The organism is Desulfosporosinus meridiei DSM 13257 (genome assembly GCF_000231385.2).
GTDB lineage: Bacteria > Bacillota > Desulfitobacteriia > Desulfitobacteriales > Desulfitobacteriaceae > Desulfosporosinus > Desulfosporosinus meridiei.
The window spans coordinates 4,017,177-4,029,530 of the sequence record NC_018515.1 but is presented as its reverse complement, the minus strand read 5'-3'; the positions used below and the strand labels follow the sequence as shown (position 1 = coordinate 4,029,530).

The following is a 12,354-nucleotide window of genomic DNA, read 5'->3' as shown; positions in this document are numbered from 1 at the left end:
TACTATATGGGGGTGGGGTAAAATGACGGAGCGAAGGACTTTAGATCTATTTGAGAAAGAGTTAGATGCTATCGGCTATATTACCGAACGGGATGATAGAATCGCGCTTACTGCCTTTTTAGCGACTGAGCTTGGAAAACCACTTTTAATTTCCGGACCTGCTGGAGTAGGAAAAACGGAAATTGCTAAAGTGTTAAGCCAAGTATTAGAAGCTCCTTTGATTCGACTTCAATGTTATGAAGGTCTAGATGAGACAAAAGCACTTTACGAATGGAATTATCAGCGACAGCTTTTAAAGATACAGCTGGGTCGGGAACATCTTCAAGAAGCCGACCTCTTCTCTGCAGATTATCTGCTTCCTCGCCCGTTACTGCAGGCACTTTTAAGTGAAAAACGATGTGTACTCCTTATTGATGAAATTGATAAGACCGATTCTGAATTTGAGGCCTTTCTCTTCGAGCTCCTAGGAGAGTTCCAAGTGACAATACCTGAAATGGGAACTATTAAAGCCAAGGAACGTCCTATGGTGGTATTAACTTCAAATGGAGAAAGAGAGCTTTCTGATGGCTTGAAGCGACGATGCATTTTCCTTCATATAGAGCCGCCTTCAGTTAACAAAGAGGTTCGAATTCTTAGGGCAAAAGTCCCGGATTTGCCGGAACGATTAGCACTAGAAGTAGCACGAGCTGTTAATGTGCTGCGGGAACGACTTTCTTTCAATAAGACCCCTTCGGTATCAGAAACAATGGACTGGGCAAAAGCTTTGCTCGTAATGGGTAAGACGGGACTGGATCCGGCCTGGGTTGAAGCTACATTAACCTTGCTGCTTAAGAGTCAGGATGATGTAGAGCTATTCTATCGAGAGATGGGAGCGGAAGGCCTCCTTTTTGAGTCAGGTAAAATGGCACAAGGAGAACGGAATGCACATGGACATCAACAGCGATAGAAAGGTCAGTGAACTAGATAAGCACCTAGTGGAGTTTGCACAGTTATTAAGAACGGTAGGGATTAAAATAAGCCCTTCTGAAATATTTGATGCGGCAGAAGGGTTATCCCTTATCGGTTTGGTAGACCGAGATAGAGTTGAGAGCGTTTTACAAGCGACTATGGTTAAGGATGTTAAGCATATCTCCGCGTTCAGAGAAACCTTTCGGGCTTATTTTGCTACTTTAGAACAAAAAGAGGCTTGGAATAAAGCGGCTGCTCAAAAGGCTGACCAATGGAACGAACAGATCGAAAGTACTTACCAAGATCTGCGTTTTCAAGACAATGAATTAGATATTACTGAAGAGCAGCGAGCAGTGTATGCAAGTATGTCTGAAGATGATAAACAACGCTTGAGAGATTTCTTGGAAAAATCCTCGAATGGAACTCGTGGTGGAATGCCTTTGGATCATTCTTATCAGCCTATGGTAGAACGGGTTCTCCGCGGATCTTTAGAATATTGGCGCAGGAAATTAAATGAAGATGAGCCAATACTTTCTCCGGGGTCCACTAATGGAATTCTCTCTGAGGTGGAAAGAGCACTACGTGATCGCGAGGTTGAGGTCATAAGTCGGGATTTAAAGAAGATCTCTCCTGAAGAATGGCCGGAGGTTGTTCGCTTAATTAGGCGTCTTAGCCAACGACTTGCCGATCAAGTGACTCGTCGCTATCGGGCCGCCCGTCGCCGGGGAGGCCTGGATATGCGCTTGACTCTGCGCAAGAATTTAAGGTATGGCGGGGTATTAATTGACCGTAGTTATCGGAGTCGCCGTAAGGGACGCCTGAAAATTGTGTTACTCTGTGACATTTCTGGGTCTATGTTGAAATATAGTGAGTTTATCTGGCAATTTGTTTATGGTCTTTCGACTGTTGTTAACGGAATTAAAACATTTGCCTTTGGGGAAATGTTAGTACCCTTAAACCAAAAGTTTAAAAAGGGCCAAACATTTGAAACAATGGTGAAAGAAGCTCTCTCCATGTCCGGGAAGGAATGGGGAGGAGGGACTAATTTGGCTAATGCTTTAGAAGCTCTGCACAGGCATAATTCGGATGTGTTTTCAAAACAAACCCTGCTTCTGATTGTGAGTGATGCTCAGACGCTTGAAGGGGAAAAGGCAGCACAGTTATTGAGTAGGGCTAATAGACAGGTTCGTAAAGTTCTATGGTTAAATACTCTTCCGGAGCGGCGTTGGTCAGAAACTCCTTTTGTAAAAGCATTTCTTCCTTTCTGCCAAATGTACGAGTGTTACACTCTGGGGCATCTGACTCAAATCTTAAACAAGCAATTCTAATTTGCTTGTTTATTTTTTTAAAAAACGGAGCATACTATAACTAAATTACTTGTACAGAAACGCACAATCGTGTGTGAGGAGGTAAAAAATTTTATGTTGGAAAAGTGTCGTGCTTGTGGATTTGAACATGAAGATCTGGGACATATTCTTTTTCGAAGAAATCATGTAAGTAACAGGGTTCTCCCTTATTGTTCCCATTGTCTAAGGAGACTTTATCAAGTACCATACAGACCGGGGCGTGATCTATAACTAACGATGAATAATTTTACTTTTTATGAGATAACCTAATAGTTTTTAGCTTGCCTTTTCTCCATGGCTTTGGTATATTGATTCTGAAGTTCGGAGAAGAGGGGATGTTGGGTATGGCATACGTTATTAGCTCGGAATGCATAAGTTGCGGTGCTTGTGAAGGAGAATGTACAGTATCTGCTATCAGCGAAGGTGACGGTCAATACGTTATCAATGCAGAGCTTTGCATCGATTGCGGTTCTTGCGCCACTGTCTGTCCAGTTGAAGCACCAAATCCTGCTTAAAAATTTAATAGTTTAGTGGTATAAAAAAAGAGAGTTAGTTAACTCTCTTTTTTTAACGTAAAAAAGGCTGAGCAAGTATGGGAGATTCGAGTACTGCCGAAAACCTGACACGCATTTTTAAAGACTAAGTATTCTCTTAATCGAATTAGCATTATACGAAAACTTGAGAGAAAGCATTTTTGAAACGGAAAATTTATTAAGCAACTTGATAGTTGACAAATTTATTATATTAACTTAAAATCTAATTAGAAATGATTTCAAATACTGAGGAAAGAGGATAGGGACATGAATGCAATCGGAATTCTTAAACAATTAAAAGATAAAGGTGTCCGTTTTACACCGCAGAGACAGGCAATTTTGGAGTTCTTGCTTGAAACTCGGTCCCATCCCACGGCCGATGAAATTTACCATCATGTCAAGGCTAAATTTCCTGGAGTAAGCTTAGGCACAATTTATAATACTTTAAACATGTTAAAAGAGCATGGACACCTACTGGAGTTATCTTATGGGGATATGGCCAGTCGTTTCGATGGCAACCCCAATAATCATTATCACATTGTGTGTTCAAAATGTGGTAAGGTAGCTGATTTTCATGGGCCACTCATTAATATGGAACAAGAAGTAATGGAAAAATCCGGATTTTTAATATTAGGACACCGCATGGAGTTTTATGGTGTCTGCCCGGAATGCCGGAATAATGAGCAGATGAATTAAAGTCATTTTAATTTTGGGAAACTCATTTATGGAAATTAGTCCTTTGGTTGGACTGGTTTACTAAATGAGTTTTTTTTATTGTTCGCAAGGGTTTTATGTGATCTTTCACGAATAAGTCAATTATCATCGGATTGAAGTGCTGCAAGAAGGGGCTAGTTTTATGTTTAATCGTCGCTTCATAGTTTTTGTGATTTTATGGGTATTAACCTTAGGAGCTCTATGGTGGAATTGGCAGAGCTCACTTGGGATGACTCTTTATTCTAGCCAGAGTGGGATTAGTGCTTCACGTTATACTCAGAATTTAAATGGGAGTTGGAATCAGTTTTCCTCTTTACGTCAGGCTTGGACTACAGAATCAGAGCCTTCTGAGGGTAAATACAGTAAATTCTTTCTAACGAAAGGGCGTCCCTTAGTTCTTCCGTCGAGTGCGAGATTTTCCGTTGTAACTAAACGACTGCAAATCCCAGGAGAGTGGAGTTCGCGGACAATGGTGCTTACCTTTAATGGAGTACAGGGGCATGCCAATGTTTACTTAAATGGAATTTCTAGTAGTGAAAAAATTGGTGAATTTGAAGGCAGTGGAGGTAGTAATGAGTTAGAGATTTTACCTAAAGCCTTTCGTTATGGGGAAGACAATGTTCTCCTAGTTGAGCTAACAGGAAGTGCCGGGCAGCGTGCCAGTTTATTAGGTTCCTCTTGGCCGAAATCAGGGTATATCAAAGGCGATATTCGTTTGGATGCCGTTGTGGAAACCACCATAATGTCGCCGCAAGTAAGGGTCGGATGGCTAGAGTCTACTGCTCAAATAACAGTGGCAACAGATTTATTGCACCGAGGTTTTTCTCAAGAAGGACCATGGACAGTCTATGGGGTTATTTCTGATGGATCAGCCGGGTTAGCAGAGCAAACACTTGTTGTGGAATCTCAAGAAAGTCCGGATCGTCAACCGGTGACCTTAACATTTCAGCTGCCTGATGCCCGACGCTGGACGCTGGAAGACCCTTTTCTCTACCAACTTCATCTAAAGGTTACGAACAGTAAAGGTGACGTTGACGATTTGTCCTTATTCTTAGGTCTGAACGCGGTTACCTTTGAATCTGGGTATTGGAAGTTAAATGGTCAAGAACTCATAATTTCGGGAGAAGCATTAACTCCTCAGGAGGAAAGCCGTCTTCGGAATTCTGGAGAGATAGAGTCATGGTTAATTTCTAAACGTCTAGAAGGAAAAAACCTTGTTTACTTTATTGGACAAATTCCAGATGAACTTTGGCTGCAAACTGCAGACAAAGTAGGTATCGGGATATGGGCTGAATTACCCGTTGAATTGGTTCCCTCTAAGAGACTTCCTCAAGCAGATGATTTCCGAAGTCTAATCTCAGAGAAGAGGCTTCATCCTTCACTTTGGGCATGGACAGTAGGGAAGGGTTTAGACTCTAGTGACTCGGCTAAAATGTACTTGCAGCAAGCTGAGCAAGAAGTACAGCCTAGTTTGGCATTTGCGTTTACATTATTACCCAACCTTCCTCCAGGACTGTCAGCGGAGCAAATGATTTCTATCCAAGGTGCTTCCATTCAAGGAATGTGGGGATCTGTAGATATTGAAACTCCTTTGACTGCAGGTGTGCAATGGGAAAAGGAACAAATCTTTGCCGGATGCTGGGCCTTGCTGATGGTTTTTTTGGGGTGGATGAATATTCGATCTGTAACCTGGCGCTATAAAGAGATAGGAAATAGTAAGCCCAAGCGTCGTTTACGCAATGCTTGGTTCTGGAATGGGCTCTTCGTTTTCGCTCGTCTTTCTATGGTCGCAGGGTTGTTTACTTCTGGATTATTTCGGATTCCTCTTAATTTAAACCCCTGGTTTTCTCACTTATGGCCTAGTATTCAGTTGTTGCAGGCTCAATCCCCTTGGTTAATATGGGCAGTACTTGTAGGGCTGTTAATCCTCATTCGACTGCTCCAAATTGGAGTTGTTGTTCCTCATTTACCGGAGAAACCCAATGAAGCGGGCCTTATTTTTTGGTTAGAAAGGCGTTATCGCTGGGCAGTATTTATTGCCATTGCTTGGGCTTTGATCCCTTGGGGAGTTCCATTTTATGTACCTATAGTTGGTTATATTCTGTTGGGATTTCTGTTTTTTCCTATTCGGGCACATGATATTCACCGGATTGGGGGGAGGTATTTACCCTTTTTATGGGTTCCCGGAATTATTGTTGGAGCAGTTTTCGTGTGGGGATCGTTTTACATATCAGATTGGGTTTTTATTTGGAACATGTTCCAACCGCTTACTCATACTATAGTTCAACAATTACATGAGCTGATAAAATGACAATATTCTTAAATGCCATATAAACTTTAAAATTCGAGGTTGTATTAAATCAAGCTAGATGGGGAGGTTAAGATATGAACAGAAATAATTTCAAACCTCATTTTTTAACCACAGGAGTTGGAAGTGTTCCTCAAACAAATAGTGAAGAAGCCTTAGATTTGATATGGAGAAAAGTCCCTCTGGCTCCTCATTGGCCTCAACTTCCTAATTCCGGAGCAGAAAGCTCATTTATTGGGCAATACCTCAATGTTTTAATTGAATCAGGAATTATTGGTGATATTAAAAATCCAAAGTTTTTAGTTGAAGAAACGGACTGGGTAGAGCGAATGACCGAGTTTTACTCGCTGTATTTAGAGGGAATTGAGGGATCCGATAAGGCTTTAAGTCGCTTTGGCTTTAGTCTCCAAGGAGGAGAAGGGTTTGAAGCTTTCTGCCTTAATCTCAAAAATCATGGAACAAGGGAAGCTATATTTTTAAAAGGACAACTAAGTGGGCCGCTTACGTTAGGTATGCAAATTACGGATAGAAATAGAAGATCCAGCTATTATGATGAAACTCTTCGAGATATATTGGTTAAGACTCTTACTTTACATGCCGAGTGGCAGACAAAGCGACTGAGCAAGTTCGAATTACCAGTAATTATGATGGTCGATGATCCCGGGCTCTATGGTGTTGGTGCCTCCTCCTATATAACCCTAAACAGAGAGGAATTGATAACAGAGTTAAACTCAATTTTTGAGGGAATTATACGGCAAAAAGGGATCCCCGGCGTACATGTTTGTGCAGGTATGGATTGGACACTTCTTTTTGACTCTAAGGCCCAAATTGTGAATTTTGATGCCTATGCATATTTACAGAGTATGATGGTTTTAGCTGAGCATCTTAACCAATTTTTATTACGTGGCGGCATCCTTTCTTGGGGAATTGTCCCTACAAATCAAGAGGCGTGGGAAGAAACTGCTCATAGCCTAATACATCGTTTGGAAAATAATATTGCAGCACTTGTAGAACGTGGCGTTGATGAAAACCTCTTGCGCCAGCAAAGTATGCTAACGCCAAGTTGTGGGACTGGTACTCTTGAGAAAGATCTTTCGGAACACATTTATCAGCTTTTGTCGGAAGTTGGAAGTGCTATGAGGGGGACGGTGTAAATACTTGGTAATCACGACTCGGTATAGAAAGTAGACATGGTAAAAATAGGAGTTGTGTGCTTTGTATTTTTACTTATTGTATATCCGACAAAAATACTGTATAATAAAACCGAGTATTTCCATAAGAAATACAAAGGAGGAATTTAATTGTTAACTAAAGAGATGACAGTAGGCCAAGTTCTTCGCCAATATCCTCAAACCGTTCAAGTATTTTTAGAACTTGGGATGCACTGTTTAGGATGTCCTTCTTCAACAATGGAGAGCATCGAAGGTGCGGCATTAACTCATGGGAAAAATCCAGATGATTTAATTGATAAGCTTAATAAGGCGATTACTGAGGTATAGAAAATAAAATTTTATACTTATATTGTTAGTTATGTTGGGGCTGTGCAAAACGAACTAAAGGTTCGTAAGCATCAGCCCCTTTATAAATAGAGTAGAAGATTGATAAAGGTATTTAACCCATTAAAATACAAAACTTTGAGTTCAAGAACATCGTTTGAGGTAGTTTATTCTTCAAGCTACTATTAACTTGTATTTTAAGTACAAGTTTTTGATCTAAAATAGTCGTAAAGTTAGAATTTGATTCGGGCACTATTAAGGCTTGGGTTTAAAATTATATGATATCAAAAAAACAAATACTTTAGTAAGGTACAAACACATTATGGAATAAATGACATATATTGTTATTAGTTAAAGGCAAGAATCAATTGTTGAGAAGCAAATTGGTTAACGATAAAGGAGGAAAATAATATGGAATTACGTTCCGTTGCTTATAACCCAACTCTTACACCGGGAATGCAAGGTATGGGAGAGATGCAAGGCATGGGAGAGATGCAAGGTATGGGAGGAATGCAAGGTATGGGAGGAATGCAAGGTATGGGAGGAATGCAAGGTATGGGAGGAATGCAAGGTATGGGAGGAATGCAAGGTATGGGAGGAATGCAAGGCATGGGAGGAATGCAAGGCATGGGAGGAATGCAAGGCATGCCAGGTATGGTGCAGGGTGCTCCTGGCATGTATCCCCCAGGAGGCTTTGTAAATCTAGATGTTGATTTAGATCCGGGCTTTGTTTCCATTGATATTGACGGACCAAGACCATGCTCACCTTGTGGAACACCTGTGATGGAACATTATCAACACCAAGAAGAATATCATCATCATCATCCTAAGCGTCCTTGCCCACCAATGCCTACACCTACCCCTTCAAATGAAATATATGTAGTCAAAAAAGGTGATTCAGTCTGGAAGATCGCTCAACGCTATGGCACAACAATGCAGGCTATTATACTAGCTAATAATCTCCGTAATCCCGATCTTATCTTTCCTGGGCAAATTCTAATAATACCTGTTACTTCAGGAGAGTTTTTCGGTTAAACTGTAAGAGGTAGAGAACAATTTTAAGGATCTAAATCCTGAGCTGTACTCGGGGTTTAGGTCCTTTCCTTGTATATAGTCTATGGACAGAGGAACCTAGGACATTCGGAACTGAACAGTGTCTCTGCGCATACGATCAAATTGAGCTGGACATATTGTTACAGATTCCGTTCATCTTTACACTGACCATCTTTGCAGGTGAAACGTCCAATGAAATAGAATTAGTTGAGAACTATTGGGAAGGGAGAGGAAAGATGTGAATTATAAAGTTGGTATCCTTGGAGGAGGCCCTGGAGGATATGTATGTGCGCTAAGAGCTGCTCAATTAGGTTTATCAGTAGTGCTTATTGAGGGTGAACAATTAGGTGGTACATGTTTGAACCGTGGATGTATTCCCACAAAGGCTTTAGTTAAGAGTGCCGATTTGTGGCGTGAAATTGGACATGCCCAAGAATTTGGTTTGCATGTTGGTGACAAAAGAGTCGATTATCCGGCTGTAGTTGCTCGGAAGGGACAAGTAGTCAACTCTCTTGTTGGTGGTGTAGAGAAATTGATGAAAGCCGCGAATATCCGTGTTATAAAAGGATGGGGCGAATTTAAACAATTAGGACATATTTCTGTGAAGACAGAGAATGGTGTAGAGGATTTAGAGGTAGAGAATGTCGTGCTGGCAACGGGATCTATACCCGTACGAGTCCCAATTCCAGGGGCTGACCTCCCAGGTGTTGTGACCAGTGATGAGATTCTCGACCTTACTGACTTGCCTAAGAGCCTTGTTATTATCGGAGGAGGGGTCATTGGCTTAGAATTTGCTTCAATCTATCAGGCATTTGGGGTGAAAGTAAGTGTTGTGGAAATGCTTCCGAGTCTCTTGCCAACAATTGATGAGGAGATTCCAAAGCGATTAACTCCACTACTAAAGCGTAATGGGATTGATATTTTTACGAAGACAGCAGTCAAGCAGATTAGCCAACAAGGTGAAACTCTCCTGGTTCAGATTGAAGATGCTAAAGGAGTCAAAGAAATTGCTACTGAATGTGTCCTATTATCAACTGGTCGCAGGCCAAATTTGAGAGGAATAGATTTACAAAATTTAGGCTTAGAGATTGAAAAGGGAGCCATTAAGGTGAACTCTAAAATGCAAACCAATCTTCCCAATGTTTATGGAATCGGAGATGTGGTAGGTGGAATAATGTTAGCCCATGTTGCCTCTGCAGAAGGAATAATTGCAGTGGAACAGATTGCAGGACGTTCAGGGGAAATGAGTTATCGAGCAATACCGAGTGTAATCTTTACACATCCTGAAATTGCGACAGTTGGATTTACTGAGCAGGAGCTTAAAGCATTGGGAACTGAGTATCGAGTAAGTAAATTTCCTTTTTCGGCAAATGGTAAGGCCTTAGCCTTAGGGGAAAGTATTGGGCTCGTTAAAATCTTGGCAAATCATGAGGGAGTTGTTATTGGGGCCAGTATCATGGGGCCGCAGGCGAGCACGTTGATCTCTGAATTAGTAATAGCTGTTGAAAAAGGGCTTCTGGCAGAGGATATAGCACGAACAGTCCATGCCCACCCTACATTGCCTGAAGCAGTAATGGAAGCAGCCCACGGAATACTCGGAAAACCACTGCATCTTGCTTAAAGTGCCAACTAGTTCAGCTGAAGCTGAACATCGAGACTTCAGTGGAGTTTAAACTGTGTCGAAGTAGAATAAGGAACCCGATTGAAGAAGGTAGAAGTCTCGGAATTGATCTGTTTAACGACTTTTGAGAGTTGCTTTTAGCTATATCCAGTTAAATATTAAGCTCTTAGATTTAAGTCTTTTTAATGCTCTATTAAAGTATTAAAAAGGCTTTTGTTTTTTTTACTGCTTTTAGAGATCTATTTATCCTAAATAACCTAGGACCTTCCTCCTGTTTTACTATTTTTTATTATAAAAAGGTAATTCTTTAGCAGGATTATCTTTACGAATGGAGAATAGTGGGATGAAGTGGGGTAAAGTGGGGTAGAAAACCACTGCAGTGGGGTGAGCACTATGTTTATGGGGGAATACATTCATACGATTGACGGAAAAGGACGGTTGATTATACCTGTCAAGTTTCGTGAAGCCTTAGGTGAACAATTTATTGTGACCAAAGGTTTAGATCACTGTTTGTTTGTTTACCCTCGTTCAGAGTGGGAAACCCTGGAGAAAAAGCTGCGTGAGTTGCCATTTACTCAACCTGATGTACGAGCTTTCGTCCGTTTCTTTTTTTCTGGGGCAACAGAATGTGAACTTGATAAGCAAGGAAGAATTCTATTACCAGCTAATCTGCGTGATTATGCGCAATTAGAGAAAGATCTGGTTCTGGTGGGAGTGTCAAGTCGAGTCGAGATTTGGAGCCAGAAACTTTGGACAGAATACAGTCAGCAAGCAGAAAGTGCCTATGCCAGCGCTGCTGAATCTCTAGTCCAGCTCGGAATATAGAAAGGAACGGATTAACTTGGATTTTCATCATGTTACAGTGTTATTAGAAGAAACCGTGAATTTTGTCGTTTCAAATCCCTCGGGTAGATATGTTGATTGCACCTTAGGAGGTGCTGGACATAGTAAAAAAATTTTATCAAAGCTGGGAGAGTCCGGGAAATTGATCTGTTTTGATCAGGACATACAGGCTATTCGCCATGCTGAAGATATCCTTGGTAAGGATGAACGGGTTACTTTAATCAATCGGAACTTTGAGTCGTTAGAGGAAACTTTAGGAGAATTGGACTTGCTTCCGGTTGATGGAATCATCTTTGATTTAGGAGTTTCGTCACCCCAACTCGATGAAGCTGAACGGGGGTTTAGTTATATGCAAGATGCCCCCTTAGATATGCGTATGGATTCTTCAGGTCAATTAAGTGCTCGGGAAATAGTGAATTTATGGACTGAAGAGGACTTAGCTCAACTCATTTGGGACTATGGAGAGGAAAAATGGGCAAAACGTATAGCCCAGTTTATAACCCAAGCGCGCAGAGAAAAGCCTCTTGAAACCACGGGAGATCTGGTGCAGGCAATTAAAGCTGCGGTTCCGGCTGCAGTTCGACGAAGTGGACCTCATCCGGCAAAACGTACCTTTCAGGCAATACGAATCGTAGTCAATGATGAACTGGGAGTCTTGGATCGTGCGTTAGATCAGGCGCTGAACTGTCTGGGTCAGGGTGGCAGAGTAGGGGTAATAACCTTTCATTCCCTTGAAGACCGCATCGTCAAAGAGAGAATGAAATCCTGGCTGGGAAGGTGCACGTGTCCGCCGGAGTTACCGATCTGTCGGTGCAATGCAAAAGCCAAAGCTAAGGTAATAACCAAAAAGCCACTTCTTCCCAGCCAAGAAGAAGTGGAGCAAAATCCTAGGTCAAGAAGTGCAAAATTACGGGTTGCCGAAAAAATATAATGTCTAAAGCAATAGGAGGAGGAATACCCATGGTAGTGGCGCAAGAAAAGGTTGAGTGGCAGGAGGTTTTGACCCAAACACATGCCGAGAAAAATCCTCAACTTGTGAGAAAAGGGAAAGGATACTCGAAGATTAAAAGTATTGTGGTTTTGGCATTAGTTGTTGGAGTAACGGGTGCCATAGGTGCGGAAACCATTCATCTGACAGTAGTCCAAGGAGCTGAGATACGTGCCTTAGAAAATGAAATTTCTGCAATCAAAACGAAGAACGATCTGCTTCAGATGGAGGCCGATAAACTTCGTTCAGTAGGACGGATTGAGAGTGTTGCCTTATCTATGGGTATGGAAAAACCTACGGGGAAAGTGTATATGGCAGGTGTAGTGCCTGCGGCTAAAAATGAACAGGGGGCTCCGCCGACCCAAGCGGTAACTCAAGCAGAGTCTAAACCCACTGCACTTCAACAATTCTCACGAAAATTTACAAGCTTTTTTGCTTCTACACAACGTTAAGAGAAAGGCGCTTTGGGTACGCGGAGACCCCAGAAAGGTGGGGTGAGGGCTT

General features: G+C 41.7%; 12 protein-coding genes. All 12 read left to right on the top strand.

What is annotated here, in order from left to right; translation table 11 throughout:
• Nucleotides 1-22 precede the first annotated feature (22 nt).
• Nucleotides 23-946 carry an AAA family ATPase gene (locus DESMER_RS18600; RefSeq protein WP_014904612.1) on the top strand — a complete coding sequence of 308 codons (924 nt, stop codon included), beginning with the start codon at nucleotides 23-25 and terminating at the stop codon, nucleotides 944-946.
• Entirely contained in the window at nucleotides 921-2,276 is a 1,356-nt protein-coding gene (locus DESMER_RS18595; protein ID WP_014904611.1) for a vWA domain-containing protein, read from the top strand. Before DESMER_RS18600 ends, DESMER_RS18595 begins: the two co-directional genes overlap by 26 nt.
• Nucleotides 2,277-2,638: 362 nt before the next feature.
• Nucleotides 2,639-2,809, top strand: coding sequence for a DUF362 domain-containing protein (locus tag DESMER_RS23255; protein ID WP_007786544.1), 171 nt, complete (start codon nucleotides 2,639-2,641; stop codon nucleotides 2,807-2,809).
• A 285-nt stretch (nucleotides 2,810-3,094) separates the two neighbouring features.
• On the top strand, nucleotides 3,095-3,523 hold the full coding sequence (locus tag DESMER_RS18590; RefSeq protein WP_014904609.1) for a Fur family transcriptional regulator: 429 nt from the start codon (nucleotides 3,095-3,097) through the stop codon (nucleotides 3,521-3,523).
• A 160-nt stretch (nucleotides 3,524-3,683) separates the two neighbouring features.
• Nucleotides 3,684-5,852: a glycoside hydrolase family 2 protein gene (locus DESMER_RS18585; protein ID WP_014904608.1), complete on the top strand. Its 2,169-nt coding sequence runs from the start codon at nucleotides 3,684-3,686 to the stop codon at nucleotides 5,850-5,852.
• 74 nt (nucleotides 5,853-5,926) lie between these two features.
• Nucleotides 5,927-7,003: a methionine synthase gene (locus DESMER_RS18580; protein ID WP_014904607.1), complete on the top strand. Its 1,077-nt coding sequence runs from the start codon at nucleotides 5,927-5,929 to the stop codon at nucleotides 7,001-7,003.
• A 147-nt stretch (nucleotides 7,004-7,150) separates the two neighbouring features.
• Nucleotides 7,151-7,348, top strand: a complete 198-nt coding sequence (locus DESMER_RS18575) for a DUF1858 domain-containing protein (RefSeq protein WP_014904606.1) — start codon at nucleotides 7,151-7,153, stop codon at nucleotides 7,346-7,348.
• Between the two features lie 408 nt (nucleotides 7,349-7,756).
• Complete coding sequence (locus tag DESMER_RS23680; protein ID WP_014904605.1) at nucleotides 7,757-8,380, top strand: LysM peptidoglycan-binding domain-containing protein; 624 nt, start codon at nucleotides 7,757-7,759, stop codon at nucleotides 8,378-8,380.
• 256 nt (nucleotides 8,381-8,636) lie between these two features.
• Nucleotides 8,637-10,019 (top strand): dihydrolipoyl dehydrogenase, encoded by a 1,383-nt coding sequence (lpdA, locus tag DESMER_RS18560; protein ID WP_014904604.1) that lies wholly within the window; start codon nucleotides 8,637-8,639, stop codon nucleotides 10,017-10,019.
• A 393-nt stretch (nucleotides 10,020-10,412) separates the two neighbouring features.
• The gene (gene mraZ / locus DESMER_RS18555) at nucleotides 10,413-10,844 is read left to right on the top strand and encodes a division/cell wall cluster transcriptional repressor MraZ (RefSeq protein WP_174278167.1); all 432 of its coding nucleotides are present in this window, start codon (nucleotides 10,413-10,415) and stop codon (nucleotides 10,842-10,844) included.
• Nucleotides 10,845-10,860: 16 nt separating this feature from the next.
• The gene (gene rsmH, locus DESMER_RS18550; RefSeq protein WP_014904602.1) at nucleotides 10,861-11,793 is read left to right on the top strand and encodes a 16S rRNA (cytosine(1402)-N(4))-methyltransferase RsmH; all 933 of its coding nucleotides are present in this window, start codon (nucleotides 10,861-10,863) and stop codon (nucleotides 11,791-11,793) included.
• A gap of 29 nt (nucleotides 11,794-11,822) precedes the next feature.
• Nucleotides 11,823-12,302 (top strand): hypothetical protein, encoded by a 480-nt coding sequence (locus DESMER_RS18545; protein WP_014904601.1) that lies wholly within the window; start codon nucleotides 11,823-11,825, stop codon nucleotides 12,300-12,302.
• Nucleotides 12,303-12,354: the final 52 nt, after the last annotated feature.

Coding starts and splice junctions, on each gene's coding strand:
- DESMER_RS18600 (WP_014904612.1), top strand. CDS start 23: ATGACGGAGCGAAGGACTTTAGATCTATTTGAGAAAGAGTTAGATGCT.
- DESMER_RS18590 (WP_014904609.1), top strand. CDS start 3,095: ATGAATGCAATCGGAATTCTTAAACAATTAAAAGATAAAGGTGTCCGT.
- DESMER_RS18545 (WP_014904601.1), top strand. CDS start 11,823: ATGGTAGTGGCGCAAGAAAAGGTTGAGTGGCAGGAGGTTTTGACCCAA.
- DESMER_RS18595 (WP_014904611.1), top strand. CDS start 921: ATGCACATGGACATCAACAGCGATAGAAAGGTCAGTGAACTAGATAAG.
- DESMER_RS18585 (WP_014904608.1), top strand. CDS start 3,684: ATGTTTAATCGTCGCTTCATAGTTTTTGTGATTTTATGGGTATTAACC.
- mraZ (WP_174278167.1), top strand. CDS start 10,413: ATGTTTATGGGGGAATACATTCATACGATTGACGGAAAAGGACGGTTG.
- DESMER_RS18580 (WP_014904607.1), top strand. CDS start 5,927: ATGAACAGAAATAATTTCAAACCTCATTTTTTAACCACAGGAGTTGGA.
- DESMER_RS23680 (WP_014904605.1), top strand. CDS start 7,757: ATGGAATTACGTTCCGTTGCTTATAACCCAACTCTTACACCGGGAATG.
- DESMER_RS23255 (WP_007786544.1), top strand. CDS start 2,639: ATGGCATACGTTATTAGCTCGGAATGCATAAGTTGCGGTGCTTGTGAA.